13 protein-coding genes are annotated in these 15,531 nt (G+C 71.9%); 8 read left to right on the top strand and 5 right to left on the bottom strand.

Translation table 11 applies throughout. From position 1 onward, the window contains the following. Positions 1-193 precede the first annotated feature (193 nt). Genes BIU89_RS06050 through BIU89_RS06065 form a run of 4 tightly spaced genes read left to right on the top strand, consistent with a single transcriptional unit; the run spans position 194 to position 4,965 of the window. A complete protein-coding gene (locus BIU89_RS06050) occupies positions 194-1,378 on the top strand; it encodes an ROK family protein (RefSeq protein WP_083404204.1) in 1,185 nt (394 codons plus the stop codon). After that, complete coding sequence (locus BIU89_RS06055) at positions 1,371-2,945, top strand: M81 family metallopeptidase (RefSeq protein ID WP_139178826.1); 1,575 nt, start codon at positions 1,371-1,373, stop codon at positions 2,943-2,945. The genes BIU89_RS06050 and BIU89_RS06055 overlap by 8 nt, the downstream gene beginning before the upstream one ends. Further along, complete coding sequence (locus BIU89_RS06060) at positions 2,942-3,679, top strand: copper homeostasis protein CutC (RefSeq protein WP_071245156.1); 738 nt, start codon at positions 2,942-2,944, stop codon at positions 3,677-3,679. Before BIU89_RS06055 ends, BIU89_RS06060 begins: the two co-directional genes overlap by 4 nt. Before the next feature lie 53 nt (positions 3,680-3,732). After that, positions 3,733-4,965, top strand: coding sequence for an MFS transporter (locus BIU89_RS06065; protein WP_035809662.1), 1,233 nt, complete (start codon positions 3,733-3,735; stop codon positions 4,963-4,965). A 96-nt stretch (positions 4,966-5,061) separates the two neighbouring features. On the opposite strand, the gene BIU89_RS06070 is transcribed toward BIU89_RS06065, so the two are convergent. After that, complete coding sequence (locus BIU89_RS06070) at positions 5,062-5,694, bottom strand: metal ABC transporter ATP-binding protein (protein ID WP_071245158.1); 633 nt, start codon at positions 5,692-5,694, stop codon at positions 5,062-5,064. A gap of 62 nt (positions 5,695-5,756) precedes the next feature. Here BIU89_RS06070 and aztB point away from each other — a divergent pair, with 62 nt between their 5' ends. From aztB to BIU89_RS06090, 4 genes are read left to right on the top strand one after another with little or no spacing between them, the layout of a single operon-like run. Continuing rightward, positions 5,757-6,650, top strand: a complete 894-nt coding sequence (gene aztB / locus BIU89_RS06075) for a zinc ABC transporter permease AztB (protein ID WP_071245160.1) — start codon at positions 5,757-5,759, stop codon at positions 6,648-6,650. After that, positions 6,647-7,861 carry a hypothetical protein gene (locus BIU89_RS06080; protein WP_071245162.1) on the top strand — a complete coding sequence of 405 codons (1,215 nt, stop codon included), beginning with the start codon at positions 6,647-6,649 and terminating at the stop codon, positions 7,859-7,861. Before aztB ends, BIU89_RS06080 begins: the two co-directional genes overlap by 4 nt. After that, positions 7,858-8,760 (top strand): metal ABC transporter substrate-binding protein, encoded by a 903-nt coding sequence (locus tag BIU89_RS06085; protein WP_071245164.1) that lies wholly within the window; start codon positions 7,858-7,860, stop codon positions 8,758-8,760. The genes BIU89_RS06080 and BIU89_RS06085 overlap by 4 nt, the downstream gene beginning before the upstream one ends. Positions 8,761-8,786: 26 nt before the next feature. Next, positions 8,787-9,965 carry a hypothetical protein gene (locus BIU89_RS06090; protein ID WP_071245166.1) on the top strand — a complete coding sequence of 393 codons (1,179 nt, stop codon included), beginning with the start codon at positions 8,787-8,789 and terminating at the stop codon, positions 9,963-9,965. Positions 9,966-10,091: 126 nt separating this feature from the next. Here BIU89_RS06090 and BIU89_RS06095 read toward each other — a convergent pair whose 3' ends face one another. The 4 genes from BIU89_RS06095 to BIU89_RS06110 all read right to left on the bottom strand — a co-directional run bounded on the left by BIU89_RS06095 (position 10,092) and on the right by BIU89_RS06110 (position 15,383). Then, entirely contained in the window at positions 10,092-11,429 is a 1,338-nt protein-coding gene (locus BIU89_RS06095) for an ABC transporter substrate-binding protein (RefSeq protein ID WP_071245168.1), read from the bottom strand. 62 nt (positions 11,430-11,491) lie between these two features. Next, a complete protein-coding gene (locus BIU89_RS06100; protein WP_228516621.1) occupies positions 11,492-12,442 on the bottom strand; it encodes a carbohydrate ABC transporter permease in 951 nt (316 codons plus the stop codon). Further along, a complete protein-coding gene (locus tag BIU89_RS06105) occupies positions 12,439-13,353 on the bottom strand; it encodes a carbohydrate ABC transporter permease (RefSeq protein ID WP_027467229.1) in 915 nt (304 codons plus the stop codon). The genes BIU89_RS06100 and BIU89_RS06105 overlap by 4 nt, the downstream gene beginning before the upstream one ends. Continuing rightward, positions 13,350-15,383 (bottom strand): beta-galactosidase, encoded by a 2,034-nt coding sequence (locus BIU89_RS06110; protein WP_071245170.1) that lies wholly within the window; start codon positions 15,381-15,383, stop codon positions 13,350-13,352. The genes BIU89_RS06105 and BIU89_RS06110 overlap by 4 nt, the downstream gene beginning before the upstream one ends. Between the last annotated feature and the right edge of the window lie 148 nt (positions 15,384-15,531).

Below are 15,531 nucleotides of genomic sequence, written 5' to 3' on the forward strand. Positions count from 1 at the left end.
TGGAGCACGGGTGCCGAGCGGCACGAGGACAGTCAAGGACCAAAGCGATTGGAAAAACAAACATCTCGATGTAAAAACTGCGTTACTGCGGAACGGACGAAAGGGTGGACCGCTCGATCCGCCCCGTAGGCTCGCGGCAGAACGGACCACCGACCGGTGTTCCGCTCCCGTTCCGCCCGGATTGGAGAAAGTCGTGGCCGATCTCAGCGCCCGCGTCCTCGAGCTCGTCGCCTCGGGGCAGGCCGCCAGCCGGACCGAGATCGCGAAGGTGCTCGGAGCCGCCCCCTCGACCGTCTCGCACGTCGTCGGCCAGCTCCTGGAGCACGGGATCCTCGCCGAGGAAGGCACGGACGTCTCGACCGGCGGCCGTCCCCGCAAGGTGCTCCGCATCGGCGGCGTCGACGAGTACGCGGTCGCCGCGGACGTCGGCGGCGGGCACGCGCGCATCGGCGTCGTCCTGCCAGGAGGCGCGCTCGAGTCGGTCGCGAACGTCCCGTTCGCGCTCTCCGACGGTCCGACCGCCGGGCTCCAGCGCCTGGCCGCGCTGCTCGAGCGGCTCGCCGACGACCGTGGTCGCGAGGGGCTGCGGGGCGTCGGGCTCAGCCTGCCCGGGCCCGTCGACGTCGTCGCCGGCGTCGTGGACCTGCCGAGCCGGATGCCGGGGTGGAACGGGTTCCCCGTGGCCGCGTGGCTGAGCGACCGGTTCGGCCTGCCGGCGATCGTCGACAACGACGCGAACTGCATGGCGGCGGGTGAGCAGACCGTGCAGGACCCGGCTCGACGCCAGACCATCACGATCAAGGCCGGGTCGGCGATCGGCGCGGGCATCGTCATCGACGGCCGGCTCTACCGCGGGTCGACCGGGGCCGCCGGGGACATCACCCACGTGCGGATCGACGCCGCCGGGGACACCCCGTGCTCGTGCGGCAACACCGGATGCCTCGAGACGGTGGCGTCCGGTGCCGCCCTGGTCCGGATCCTGTCGAACGCCGGGGTCGACGTCGCCTCGACCGCCGACGTCGTCCGGCTCGCCTCGGACGCGCACCCCGAGGCCACCCGTGCCGTGCGGATGGCGGGCAAGTACCTGGGCGAGGTGCTCGCCGCCAACGTGAACTTCTTCAACCCGGACGCCGTGTACCTGGGCGGCATCCTGTCGACCCTCGACCCGTTCATCGCCGCCGTGCGGAGCCAGCTCTACGAGAGCTGCCACCCGTTGATGACCCAGCACCTGGCCATCGAGCCGGTGTCGCTCGGCGCCGATGCCGGGCTCGTCGGCGCCGGGCAGTTCGCGCTGCAGCGGGGCCTCGCCGCCTCGCTCGAGGAGCTCTCCGCGCCCATCCCCCAGTCCACCACCAGGAACAGGAGCGTCCGTGTCTGAGACCGGTCCCGTCAACCCAGCCGTCCCCGTCGCCGCAGCCAGCACCGCTGGCGCCGCTGGCGTCCGTCGCCCGGTCATCGCCATCGCCGGGCTCGCCATCGAGACGTCGACGTTCACGCCGACCCGGACCCACGCGCCCGCGTTCCACCCGGACCGCGGGGACGAGGCCGTCGCCCGCTACCCGTTCCTGGCGACCATGGCTGACCGGGCGGACTTCCGCGGGGCGCTCATCGGGCACGCGCTGCCCGGCGGGATCGTCGACCGGGCGTCGTACGAAACCCTGGCCGACGAGATCGTGGAGCGGCTGCGTGCGATGGGTCCGGTCGACGGGCTCTGGTACGACATCCACGGCGCGATGGTGGTCGAGGGGCTCGACGACGCCGAGACGGACCTGCTCGGCCGCATCCGCGCGGTCGTCGGCCCAGACGTCATCGTGTCCGCCTCGATGGACCTGCACGGCAACGTCACGCGCGAGCTCGCCCACCGGGTCGACCTCGTCACCTGCTACCGGATGGCCCCGCACGAGGACACCCTCGAGACGAAGGAGCGTGCCGTCCGGAACCTCGTCGACGTGCTCACCGAACGACCCGTCGGTGCGCAGCGACCCGTGAAGGCCTGGATCCCGATCCCCGTCCTGCTGCCGGGCGAGCAGACCTCGACCCGTCTCGAGCCGGCGAAGTCCCTGTACGCGCAGGTCCCGGTCGTCGAGCAGACCGAGGGCGTGCTCGACGCCGCGATCTGGGTCGGGTACGCGTGGGCCGACCAGCCCCGCGACCAGGCCGTCACCGTCGTCACCGGGTGGGACGAGGCCGCCGTCGCCGCCGGTGCCGAGCGGCTCGCACGTGCGTTCTGGGACGTCCGCGAGGACTTCGTGTTCGTCGCCCCCACCGGCACGTTCGAGGAGTGCCTCGACGCCGCGCTCGCCCCGGGTGCCGCGAAGCCGTACTTCGTCTCGGACTCGGGCGACAACCCCACGGCCGGCGGCTCCGGCGACATGACCTGGAGCCTGACGCAGGTGCTCGCCCGCCCGGAGTTCCAGGACCCGTCCGGCCCGACCGTCATCTACGCGAGCGTGCCCGGACCGGCCGCCGTCGCCGCGGCGGTGGACGCCGGCGTCGGTGCGACGATCACCGTGACCGCCGGTGCCGAGGTCGACCACGTGCACGCGGGCCCGATCACGATGACCGGCCGGGTGCACGCGATCAAGCACGGTGACCGCGACGCCGAGACCGAGGTCGTGCTGCAGGTCGGCAGCGTCTTCGCGATCCTGACGAAGCTGCGGAAGCCGTACCACCACGAGCACGACTTCACCGATCTCGACCTGGCCCCGCGGCAGGCGGACGTCGTCATCGTGAAGATCGGGTACCTCGAACCGGAGCTGTTCGACATGTCCGCCGACTGGATGCTCGCCCTCACCCCGGGCGGAGTCGACCAGGACCTGCTGCGCCTCGGGCACCACAGGATCGAGCGCCCGATGTTCCCCTACGATCGAGTGTTCCCGACGGCACCGGACCTCCGCGCCCGCATCGTCCCCGCCTCCAACGAACCGCTCGGAGCCCCTGCATGAGCACCACCGCCGCACTCGAGATCGCCGTCACCTCACCGGCGGGTGCGATCACCGCGCGGGACGGCGGCGCCGACCGCGTCGAACTCTGCGTCGGGCTCGAGCTCGGCGGGCTCACCCCGTCGCAGGCCCTGGTCGAGACGACCCACGAGACCGGGATCCCGGCGCACGCGCTGGTCCGCTGCCGCCCGGGTGGGTTCGTGCACTCCCCCGACGAGGTCGAGCTCATGGTGCGCGAGGTCCGCACGGTCCTGCGCTCCGGGGCCGCCGGCGTCGTGGTCGGTGCCCTGCGCCCCGACCGGACCCTGGACGAGGACGCCCTCCGCCGCTTCGTGGACGCCGCCCGCTCCGTCAGCGCGACGGCCGAGGTCACCCTGCACCGCGCGATCGACCACGCGACCGACCCCGTCGCCGCTGCCGGGTCGCTCGCGGCGCTCGGGTTCACCCGCGTCCTGACCTCGGGCGCCGCCCCCACCGCGGTCGCCGGCGCCGAGACGATCGCGCGCATGGTCGAGGCCGCCGGGCCCGTGCAGGTGATGGCCGGCGCAGGGGTCACCCCCGCCGACGTCCGCGCGCTGCTCGCCACCGGCGCCGCCGCCGTGCACCTGTCGGCCAAGCGTCCGGCCGCGGACAGCACGCACGCCGGGGTGCCGATGGGCGCCGGGGACGACGGCTCCGCGCACTTCGTCACCGACGCCGAGGTCGTCGCGGCCGCACGGCGCGCGCTCGACGCCTGAGTCGTTCACCGTCCCACGGGAATGGCGGCCGTCGGAACCCGCTTGACGCCCCCATGACATCGTCAGCAGCGCGCCGCGGGTGGCTCAGCGTCACGTCCGTCGCACTCGGGTCGTTCGTGCTCGTCCTGTCCGAGTTCCTGCCCATCGGACTGCTCCCCGCCATCGCCGACGACCTGGACGTCGGCATCGGCACCGCCGGCCTGATGGTCGTCGCCACCGGACTGGTCGGAGCCGTCGCCGCACCGGTCGTCACCGTCCTGACCTCGCGACTCGACCGCCGGGTGGTGCTCGTGTCCCTGACCGTGCTGCTCGTGGTCGCCGACGGCCTCGCCGCGATCGCGCCGTCGTTCTGGGTGCTGCTCATCGCACGGATGCTGCTCGGTGTCGGCATCGGGGGCTTCTGGGCCATCGGTGCCGGGATCGCCGGGCGACTCGTCCGGCCCGAGCTGACGATCCGCGCGACCTCGCTCATCACGGCCGGCGTCTCCGTCGCGACCGTCGTGAGCCTGCCGCTCGGCGCCCTGGTGTCGTCGCTCGCCAGCTGGCGCCTCGGCTTCGTGATCGGTGGGGCGCTCGGTGTCGTCGCGCTCGTCCTGCAGCTGGCGATGCTGCCGAGGATCCCCGCGCAGCAGCGGGTGCGGTTCGCCACGCTCGGGTCGCTGCTCCGCGTGCCCCGTGCCCGGGTCGGGCTCATCGCCGCGGCCTTCGTCTTCGCGGCCCAGTTCGCCGCGTACACCTACATCGCGCCGTACCTGCAGCAGCTCGTCGGCGTCGGCCCGGACACCGTGACGATCGCGCTGCTGGTGTTCGGCGTCGCGGGCATCGTCGGGAACTTCGCTGCGGGCTTCACGCTCGACCGCAGTGTCCTCGGCACCATCGGGGCGTCGAAGTTCGTGCTCGCGGCGGCCGTCGTGCTGCTGCCGCTGCTCGCCCACTCCGTCGTGGGGGTCTTCGTGCTGCTCGTCGTGTGGGGCCTGGTGTGGGGTGCGCTGCCGCTCGGGATGCAGACCTGGATGTCGACGGCGTCGCCGGCCGGGTCCGAGACCGGGCTCGCGCTGTTCGTCACGACGATCCAGCTCGCGATCGCCGCCGGTTCGGTGCTCGGCGGTGCCGCGGTGTCGTCGTTCGGTCTGGCTGCTGACTTCTGGCTGGCCGGTGGGGTCGCGATCGTCGGCGCCGTCGTGCTCGTCGCGATGGGGTTGCGGAAGTCGAGTGCCGTGCCGGTGGTCGAGCCGGTCGCGGCCGAGCCGACGCCGACCGGCCCGGTGGCCGTCGCCTGCCCTTGACCCCGGTCGGGATCGGTCGCAAGACACCGGTGTTCGCGCACTGAACACGCGCAGACCGCGGTTCAACGGGTGAACACCGGTGTTTTGCGGACTCGGTCAGGTCAGGGCGACGACGCGGTCGGCCGCGGCGATCGCCGCCGGGTCGTGGGCCGCGTGCACGACCACGACCCCTGCCGCGGCCTCGTCGGCGAGCGCCGCCACCACGAGCGCCGCGGACTCGGCATCGACCCCGGCGGTCGGTTCGTCCACCAGCAGCACCCCGGCACGCTGCGCCAGCCCGAGCGCGACGAGCGTCCGCTGACGCTGCCCGCCCGAGAGCTCCTCGACGGGCCGGTCGGCGAGGTCCGTGATCGCCATCCGCTCGAGCTGCGCGTCGACGATCGCCCGATCAGCGCGTCCGAGCGGCCGCCACCACGCGCGGTGCCGCCACCGCCCCATCGTGACGGCCGCGCGGACGGTGAGCGGGAGCGTGGTCGGCGGCACGGACTGGGTCACGTAGGCGACACCGTCGGACGGGAGGCCCGTCACCCGCCCGGCGGTCGGCCGCACGACGTCCGCGACCACGTCGAGCAGCGTCGACTTGCCGGATCCGTTCGGTCCGGTGAGCGCGGTGACGACCCCGGCGGGGAACGTCACGTCGAGCGCGTCGAGGACGGTCCGGTCGCCGAGGACGGCCGTCACGCGGTCCAGGTGGACGACGGATCGGGGATCAGTCGGCTCGGTTGGCATGGTCGCAGGCACCTGAGCACGCTATCAGTATCGATACTCGTTTTCATGTAGCGTCTCGGACCGTGACCTGGCTGACCGATCCGTTCTCCGTCGACTTCATGGTGCGCGCCCTGGTCGGCGGCTCCCTGGCGGCGGTCCTCTGCGCCGTGGTCGGCACGTGGGTGCTGGTCCGGGGCATGGCGTTCCTGGGCGAGGCGCTCTCGCACGGCATGCTGCCCGGCGTCGCGATCGCCACCCTGACCGGGATCCCGCCGGTGCTCGGTGCCGCGGTGAGTGCGGGCGTGATGGTGCTCGGCGTCGGGGCACTGCGTCGTCGTGCCCGACTGTCGTACGACACCTCGATCGGCCTGCTGTTCGTCGGGATGCTCGCAATCGGCGTGATCATCGTCTCGTCCTCGCGGTCGTTCGCCACCGACGTCACCGCGATCCTGTTCGGCGACGTCCTCGCCGTCACCCGAGCCGACGTCGGCGGCCTCGCGATCGCCGCAGCCGTGGCCCTGGCCGTCGCCGTGGCGTTCCACCGGCCCTTCACCGCGCTGGCGTTCGACACCCGCAAGGCCACGACGCTCGGGCTGCACCCACGCCTGGCCGAGGTCGTGCTCATCGGGCTCGTCACCCTGGCGGTCGTCGCCTCGTACCGGGCCGTCGGCACCCTGCTCGTCGTGGGCCTGCTGCTCGCGCCGGCGGCCGCCGCCCGCGCCTGGACCCGGCACGTGGCCTCGACGATGCTCCTCGGCGCCGGGATCGGTGCCGCCGCCGTGCTCGTCGGGCTGCTCGTCTCCTGGCACGCCGGCACCGCCGCCGGCGCGAGCATCGCCGCGGTCGCCGTCGGCAGCGTGGTGGTCTCGCGCGCCCTGGCCGTCGTCGTCCTGCGGCGCACCCCGATCCCCACACCGGCGCGCGCGGCCGCGCCGGCAGCACCACGATCCGCCGCACCGTCTCGAGAGGGAGCATGAAGCACTCGACCACCAGCCGCGCCCCCGCGCGCCTCCTGTCCACCATCGGCCTCGCCACCGGCCTGGCCCTCACCGTCACCGCCTGTTCCACGGGCACCCCGTCGGCCGACAGCTCGACCGGCACCGCCCGTCCCCACGGTTACGTGGCGGGCGCGAGCGAGTCCCAGGAACCCCGGGTGGGCCTCCTGGCCGTGTCGGCGACCGGCGCGACCGCGCTGCACGACCTGCTCACCGAGGAGACCACCGAACTCGAGGACGTGGACGCACCGGAGCACTCGGCGACCGACGGCCGGTTCCTCGTGACGAGCGGTGCCGACCGCACCACGATCGTCGACGGCGGGTCCTGGACGGTCGACCACGGCGACCACACGCACTACTACGCCGCCGAGCCCCGGGTCGTCGGCACGATCGACGGCGGCGGCCGGGTCGCGGTGCACTCGTCCGAGACCATGACGACGATCACCTGGCCGGACCGGGCCGAGGCCGTCGTGCTCGACCGTGAGGCACTGGGCCAGGGCGAGGTCGACGAGACCGCCCGGATCGACGCGAGCGTCGTGCTGCCGATGGGCGAGCAGCTCGTGGCGGCCGACGGCGACACGGTCCGCGTGCTCAACCAGGACGGCGAGGCGACCGACACCGCTGACACCGCTGAGCAAGCGTGCACCGACCCCGCCGGCGGGATCGTCACCCGCGCCGGCGCCGTCGTGGGCTGCGCCGACGGAGCGGTCGTGGTGGACGACACCGGCGAGACCTCGTTCGTCGACCTGCCCGACGGCGCCGCGCGTCCGACGGCCTTCGCCGCACGTGCCGGTCGGCCCACCGTCGCCGGACTGGCCGGTACCACCGGGTTCTGGTTGCTCGACGTGCGACAGGGCTCCTGGCGGCTCGTGCCGACCGATCGCCCCCTGCGCGCCGTGGTCGCGGTGGACGACGAGGACGAGCACGTGGTCGGGGTCGACGACTCCGGGCGGGTGGTCGTCGTGACCGCTGCGACGGGGAAGGTCGCCACGACGGAACCACTGATCGACGCCCGAGCCGGCGACACCGGCACCGACCCCGCACCGCTGCTGCAGCTCGACGCCCAGCGCGCCTACCTGGCCGACCCCGCGGACGGCACCGTGCACGAGATCGACTTCGCCGACGGCGCCCGGGTCGCCCGCACGATCGAGCTCCCCGTCGCCCCCGTCGCCTTCGCCGAGGTCGGACTGTGACGGGCACCAGGGCCCTGACCGCGGGCCTCGTCGCCGCGATCGTCGCCCTCGTCGCCACCGGGTGCACCACCGCAGGCTCCGACCGCCCCCTCGTCGCGGTCACCACGAACATCCTCGGCGACGTCGTCAGCGAAGTCGTCGGGGACCAGGCCGACGTCATGGTCCTCATGCCCCCGGGCGCCGACCCCCACTCGTTCGAGGTCTCCGCGCAGGAAGCCGCCCGACTGCGGAGCGCCGACCTGGTGGTCGAGAACGGGCTCGGGCTCGAAGAAGGGGTCGCCCGTCACGTCGCGGCGGCGGCCGAGGACGGCGTGCCGGTCTCCACTGCCGGAGACGCGTTCGACCCGCTGGAGTGGACCACCGAGGACGACAGCGGCCCCGACCCGCACTTCTGGACCGACCCCGCCCGGATGGTCGACGTGGTCGAGGCCCTCGACCAGGACCTGCGCGACGCCGGCATCGAGCCGACCGGCACCGACGCCTACCTGGACGAGCTCCGCGACCTGGACGACACGATGACGACCGCGTTCCGGACAGTGCCCGAGGAACGCCGGGCGCTCGTCACGAACCACCACGTGTTCGGGTACCTGGCCGACCACTACGGGTTCCGGGTCGTCGGGGCGGTGATCCCGAGCGGGACCACCCTGGCCTCCCCGAGCGCCGCCGACCTGCGCGACCTGGCCGACGCGATCGACGAGGCGGGGGTCCGGACGATCTTCGCCGACGCCTCGCAGCCCGCGCGACTGGCCGAGGTGCTGGCCGAAGAGGTCGACCTGCACGTCGAGATCCGCCCGCTGGCGACGGAGTCCCTCACCGAGGACGGCGACGCCTCCACCTACCTCGGCATGATGCGCTCGAACGCCGAGGCCATCGTCGACGGCCTGTCGACTGGTAATTGAGAATGAGAATCAATACAGTAAGCGGCATGACGAACACGAAGACGCTCCGGGCCGTGTGGCCCGCCGCCCTGCTCGGCGCGGCCGCCCTGGCCCTGACCGGGTGCGCCACGAACACCGACGCCGGGTCCGACACCACTGCGACCCCGAAGGCCGACGGGACCCGCATCACCCTGACCTACGACGGCGGCCTGCTGGTCCTCGACCAGGACCTGCGGGTCGTGGCCGACGACGCGATCGACGGCTTCACCCGGGTCAACCCGGCCGGTGACGGACGCCACGTGCTCGTCACCGTGCCCGAGGGCTTCCGGGTCCTCGACACGCAGGCCGAGCCCGCCCTGACCGAGGCGGTGTTCCCCGCCGACACCGGCGGCCACGCGGTCGTCCACGGCGACCGCACCGCCCTGTTCGCCGACGGCACCGGCGACGTGACGACGTTCGACCACACCGAACTCGACGGCGCCGACCTGCCCGAGGTCGAGACGACGAAGTCCGAGGCCGCCCACCACGGCGTCGCGATCGAGCTCGAGGACGGCACGCTCCTGACCACCATCGGCACCGAGGAGAGCCGCTCCGGTGTGCGCGCCCTGGACGCCGACGGCAAGGAGACCACCCGGTCCGAGGAGTGCCCCGACGTGCACGGCGAGGGTGCGGTCAAGGGCGAGGTCGCGGTGTTCGGCTGCACCGACGGTGCGCTGGTCTACGAGGACGGCGCGTTCGAGAAGATCGACGCCCCGACCGAGTACGGCCGCACCGGCAACCTGTTCACCACCGAGGACTCGTCCGTCGCGGTCGGCGACTACAACGACGACCCCGACAGCGAGGGCTACCTGCTCGACCAGATCGCCCTGATCGACGCGGCCTCGGGCGAGTACACCGTCGCGGACATGCCCGACGGCGTCGGCTTCACGTTCCGCGACCTGGCCCGCGGCCCCGGCGACGAGGCCGTCGTGCTCGGCGACGACGGCGCCCTGCACACCTTCGACGAGACCACCGGCGAGCAGCTGGAGTCGTACCCGGTGATCGACGCGTGGGAGGGCCCGGCCGAGTGGCAGGACGCCCACCCGGCCCTGAAGGTCGCGGGTGACGTCGCCTACGTCACCGACCCCGCCGAGCAGAAGGTCCACGCCGTCGACCTGACCACCGGCAAGGTCATCGCCTCGAGCGACGAGCTCCCGGGCGTGCCCAACGAGATCGCGGTCGCGTAGCGACGAGCGAGCGAGCGACGGGGCACGAAACACAGCCCGAGACGCAACAGGAGGCCCGTGGCGATCCCGCCACGGGCCTCCTGTCCGCTGTCAGCGCGTGGACCGCGCGACGTCAGCCGCCGTCCGTCAGCCCTTGACCGGGATCGACTGCGCCTTGAGCGCCGCGATGGTCTTGGACTGCCCGGACTCGAGCGCCTCGGCCAACGTGCCCGAGCCCGACGCCGCCTGCCCGAAGCCGTCGGAGACGTCCGAGTAGGTCTGCGTCATCGTCGGACCCCAGGTGAAGGGCTGGATGTCCTTCGCCGCGGTGGCGAACTCCTCGTAGATCTTCTGGCCGCCGTAGAAGTCGAGCCCCTCGGTCAGGGCCGGCAGGTCGGCACCGGTGGTCGAGGCCGGGTACAGGTTGGCCTCCTTGTTCAGTGCGGAGAGCGCCTCGGTCGAGGTGTTGAGCCAGACCAGGAACTTCGACGCCTCGGCCGGGTGCTCGCTGCCCGCGAAGACGACGTTCGACGAACCGCCCCAGGCGGCCGACTTGGTCTCGCCGGACTTCCACTGCGGCATCGGCGCGACGGCCCACTTGCCCGAGGTCGACGGCGCACCGCTCGAGATGGTGTTCGCACCCCAGACCGCGGAGACCCAGGTCCAGTCCTTGCCGCTGTCGTAGGCGCTGTTCCACTGGTCGGTGAAGCTCGGCAGGGTGTTGACGAGCTTCTTGTCGATCAGGTCCTGCCAGTAGTCGGCGACCTTCTTCGACGCATCGTCGTTCAGGTTGACCTTCCAGTCCTGGCCCGAGTTCTCGAACCACTGGCCACCGGCCTGCGAGACGAGCCCCGCGAACTGGTTGACGTCTCCCTTGGCGAAGTTGGTGATGTTGCCGCCGAGCGCCTTGATCTTCACGGCGTCCTCGGCGTACTCCTCCCACGTCTTCGGGGCGTCGAGGCCGGCCTTCTCGAACAGGTCCTTGCGGTAGTACAGCGCCATCGGACCGGAGTCCTGCGGCACCGCGTAGACCGACTTCGACTCACCGAAGGTCACCTGGTTCCACAGGCCGTCCGAGAAGTCCTTCTTCGCGTCGCTGATGCCGGCGCACGCGCCGATGTCCTCGAGGCCGCCCTGCACCCGGAACGCCGGCAGGGTGTCGTACTCGACCTGGCCGATGTCCGGCGCCTGCTTGGCCTTCAGCTGGTTGAAGAAGTTCTGGTAGGTGCCGCTGTTGCCGTTCGCGACGATCGAGACCTTGACCTGGATGTCCGGGTTGGCCTTGTTCCAGATCGCGACGACCTTGTCCATGTTCGGCACCCAGGTCGTGAAGTCGAGGGTGACCTTGCCATCCGAGGGCTTGCAGCTGGCGGCCGTGGTGTCGGATCCGCCGCCGCTGCTGCTGCCGCCGGTGCTGCAGCCGGCGAGGGCCACGGTGGCGGCCACGGCGATCGCGGCGACGCTGAGGAACTTCGTTGTCTTCATGCTGTTTCCGTTCGGATGTGGTGTGGGGAGAGCTGGTGCGGGAAGGGGTGCGGGTCGAGGGGCTACTTCAGGCCGCCGGAGCCCAGGCCGGAGCGCCAGAAGCGCTGCAGGCTCAGGAAGGCGATGAGCAGCGGGATGATCGAGACGAACGACCCGATGAGCACGAGGGTGCGCAGGTCCGGGTACTGGTTCACGCTCGAGTTCCACGTGTAGAGGCCGAGGGTGACGGGGAACAGCGACGAGTCGCGGAGCATCACGAGCGGCAGGAAGAAGTTGTTCCACACGGCGACGAACTGGAACAGGAAGATCGTCACGAGCGCGGGCGACATGAGCCGGACCGCCACGGTGAAGAACGTCCGGACCTCGCCGGAGCCGTCGATGCGGGCGGCCTCGATGATCTCGTCGGGCACGCTCGACGCCGCGAACAGCCGCGACAGGTAGACGCCGAACGGGCTGACGATGCTCGGCAGGAACACCGACCAGAACGTGTCGGTCAGGTCGACCTGGCTGAAGATGAGGAACAGCGGCAGGGCCAGGGCGGTCGCCGGCACGAGCACGCCGCCGAGGAACACGTTGAACAGGACCTCGCGGCCGCGGAACCGGTACTTGGCCAGGGCGTACCCGCACATCGCGGAGAGCACCGTGCCGAGCAGGCCGGCGACCCCGGCGTAGGCGATGCTGTTCAGCAGCCAGCGCAGGTAGATGCCGTCCTGCCGCGTGAACAGCTCGACGAGGTTGCCGAAGAAGTCCTGCACCGAGGTGGCGCTGAACCACAGCGAGAACGTCGAGTTGAAGTTCGCCGCGGTCTTGGTGGACGAGACCAGCAGCCAGAAGATCGGCAGCAGGAAGTAGAGGGTGAAGACCCCCATCACGATCATCGCGGCGCTGCGCGAGATGACGCTCTCACGGGGACCGCGCGCTCCGCGCTGGTGCGGACGGGAGGCCCGGTTCGGCTCGAGCGGTCGGCCGACGTCGCGGACGAGGTCACCTTGGGACGGGGCGTTGACGGTCATTCGGCGGCCTTCCGCTGGGTCAGTCGGAGGAACCCGATCGACAGGACGAACGTGGCGACGGCGAGCACGACCGAGAACGCCGCGGCGAGGTTGAAGTTCGGCACCGAGGACGTCGAGTAGACGAGCATGTTCGGCGTGAACGTCGACGAGATGGTCGAGGTGAACTGGCGGAACACGGTCGGCTCGGTCAGCAGCTGCAGGGTGCCGATGACGGAGAACACCGCGGTGAGGACGATGGCCGGCACCACGAGCGGGATCTTGATCGACAGGGCGATCCGGAGCTGGGACGCACCGTCGAGCTTCGCCGCCTCGTACACCTCGGCGGGGATCGCGAGGAGCGACGAGTAGATGATGAGCATGTTGTAGCCGACGTAGACCCAGGTCACGACGTTGGCGACGGCCCACAGCACGGTGCTGCCGCCGAGCAGGTCGACCCGCGAGGTCACCGCGGAGAACGGCGACAGGTCGGGGGCGTAGAGGTAGCCCCACATGATCGCGGCGATGACGCCGGGAACCGCGTACGGCGCGAAGAACGCCAGGCGGAAGAACCGCTTGCCGCGCAGCAGCGGGGAGTCGAGCAGCAGGGCGAACAGGAGCGCGAGCCCGAGCATCACCGGCACCTGCACGACGCCGAACAGCAGCACGCGGAGCACGGAGCTCCAGAACTCGCCGTCCTGGAACACCAGGGCGTACTGGCTCAGACCGCCGAAGACCTGCGTCGGGGCGCCGAACGTGCCCTGCCGCTCGATCTTCTGCAGCGACTCCCACACGGCGTAGAGGATGGGGACCAGGTAGAACGCCGTGAACAGGACGGCGAACGGCAGGACGAAGATCGCGATGGCGCGGCGGTAGCGGAACCCGCCGCCCCGGCGTCGTCGGGTCGCGCTGGGCGACTGTGCGGTGGTGGTCATGAGCGGTTCCTGTCGGTGCGGATGATCTGGGTCCCGCCGGGGGCGATGGCGGTGGTCCCGGTGACGGGGCGGTCGGCGACGAGCTCGTGGCCGGCCTCGTGGTGCTCGACGGTGCGGTCGGAGTGGTTCAGCAGGAAGACCCACTCGTGGGTGTCGTCCCGGCGTCGCACGACCTCGAGTCCGGGCCGGACGGCGGGGTCGGCGCGCACCCCGGCCTCGTCGAGGACGCGGTGGACGAACCCGCCCAGCGCACCGGCGTCCAGCACCGTGGACGTGTACCAGGCGGTCCCGGCGCCGTGCTCGTTGCGGGTGACGGCCGGGCGGCCGGCGAGCGAGCCCTCGGCGTAGTCGACGACGCTCGTCGCACCGCGCAGCTCGACCGGCTCCGACCAGACGCTGCCGGTCGTGCCGTCGGACAGCGCGATCGTGGCGTCGGCGGCGAGCGGGAGGAACTCGTCCACCCGCACGCCGAGCAGGTCTCGGAAGGCGCCCGGGTAACCGCCGGTGCGGACCCGGTCGCGCTCGTCGACGATGCCGCTGAAGCAGCTGACGATCGCGTGCCCGCCGCCAGCGACGTGGTCGGCGATGACGGCCGCGTGCTCGTCGCGGACCAGGTACAGCTCGGGGACGACGACGAGCGCGTACCCGTCGAGCGGTGCCCCGGGGGCGACGACGTCGACGGTCACGCCGAGGTCCCAGAGCGCGGCGTGGAACGCGTGGACCTGCTCCAGGTAGCGGAGCGCGGTGCTGGGGTGGGCCTCCAGGTCGGCGGCCCACTGGTTCTCCCAGCTGAACACGAGCGCGACGTCGGCGACGACGCGCGACCCGCGCAGTTCGCCGAGCCGCTCGACCAGGGCGCCGAGCGCGACCACGTCGTGCCAGGTCTTCGACTCGGTGCCGGCGTGCGGCAGCAGCGCGGAGTGGAACTTCTCGCTGCCCTGCACGGATGCGCGCCACTGGAAGAAGCAGACCCCGTCGGCCCCGCGGGCGATGTGCGCCGCGGTGTTCCGGAGCATCTCGCCCGGGGCCTTCGCGACGTTGTGCGGCTGCCAGTTGACGGCACCCGTGGAGTGCTCCATGAGCAGCCAGGGGGCGCCGCCGGCCAGGCCACGCGTGGTGTCGGCGGCGAAGGCGAGCTCGACGTGCGGCCGGGGCAGGCGGTGGTCGAGGTAGTGGTCGTTCGCGATGACGTCCATGTCGCCGGCCCACGACCAGTAGTCGAGCGCCGTGATGTGCGCGGCGACCATGAAGTTCGTCGTGACGGGCTTGTCGCTCAGCTCGCGCAGGACGGCGGCCTCGGCACGGTGGTGGCCGAGGAGCTCGTCGGACGAGAACCGGTCGAAGTCGATGGTCTGCGCCGGGTTCGTGAACGACAGCGTCGCGCGGGGTGGCAGCACCTGCTCCCACGCGGAGTAGCGCTGGCTCCAGAACGAGGTGCCCCAGGCGGCGTTGAGCGCGTCGACCGTGCCGTACCGGGCCTGCAACCAGCCGCGGAACGCCTGGGCGGAGACGTCGCAGTAGCAGTGCGCGTTGTGGCAGCCGAGCTCGTTCGACACGTGCCAGAGCCGCACGGCGGGGTGGTCGCCGTAGCGTTCGGCGGTGGCGCGGACCAGGGCGAGGGCGTGCTCGCGGTAGACCGGGGAGCTCGGGCAGAACGCCTGGCGGCCACCGGGCCAGCGGGTGGTGCCGTCGGCGACGACGGGCAGGACCTCGGGGTACCGGGTGGTGAGCCACGGCGGCGTCGAGGCGGTGCCCGTGCCGAGGTCGACCCCGATGCCCGCGCCGTGCAGCAGCTCGATGACGGTGTCGAGCGCGGCGAAGTCGTACTCGCCCTGCCGCGGCTCGACGTGCGACCAGCCGAAGACGTTGATCGCGACGAGGTTCACGCCGGCCTCGCGCATGAGCCGGACGTCCTCGACCCACACCTCGGGGTCCCACTGCTCGGGGTTGTAGTCGCACCCGAACGCGAGGCCCGTCGAGCCGAGGCCGAGCGCGCCGGTGGCGGTCGTCGGCAGGGTGGTGGTCGTCACGGGGATCCTCGCTGATCGGGGCGGCCCCGGCCGCCTCGGTCGCATGCGACCCCTTCGACGGCGAAGGCCACCCAGTGTTCTGGGAGCGCTCCCAGTTCCTACCGGTCGATCGGGACCGGATGTTTCTGGGAGCGCTCCCAGATCAAAC

Origin of the sequence: Curtobacterium sp. MCBA15_005 (assembly GCF_001864855.1) — a bacterium.
GTDB classification, from domain to species: domain Bacteria; phylum Actinomycetota; class Actinomycetes; order Actinomycetales; family Microbacteriaceae; genus Curtobacterium; species Curtobacterium flaccumfaciens.

What these genes read in the sequence shown, in the direction of transcription:
- BIU89_RS06065 (WP_035809662.1), top strand. Translation starts at nt 3,733, where the DNA reads ATGACATCGTCAGCAGCGCGCCGCGGGTGGCTCAGCGTCACGTCCGTC.
- BIU89_RS06070 (WP_071245158.1), bottom strand. Translation starts at nt 5,694, where the DNA reads ATGCCAACCGAGCCGACTGATCCCCGATCCGTCGTCCACCTGGACCGC.
- BIU89_RS06100 (WP_228516621.1), bottom strand. Translation starts at nt 12,442, where the DNA reads ATGACCGTCAACGCCCCGTCCCAAGGTGACCTCGTCCGCGACGTCGGC.
- BIU89_RS06090 (WP_071245166.1), top strand. Translation starts at nt 8,787, where the DNA reads ATGACGAACACGAAGACGCTCCGGGCCGTGTGGCCCGCCGCCCTGCTC.
- BIU89_RS06080 (WP_071245162.1), top strand. Translation starts at nt 6,647, where the DNA reads ATGAAGCACTCGACCACCAGCCGCGCCCCCGCGCGCCTCCTGTCCACC.
- BIU89_RS06060 (WP_071245156.1), top strand. Translation starts at nt 2,942, where the DNA reads ATGAGCACCACCGCCGCACTCGAGATCGCCGTCACCTCACCGGCGGGT.
- BIU89_RS06105 (WP_027467229.1), bottom strand. Translation starts at nt 13,353, where the DNA reads ATGACCACCACCGCACAGTCGCCCAGCGCGACCCGACGACGCCGGGGC.
- BIU89_RS06095 (WP_071245168.1), bottom strand. Translation starts at nt 11,429, where the DNA reads ATGAAGACAACGAAGTTCCTCAGCGTCGCCGCGATCGCCGTGGCCGCC.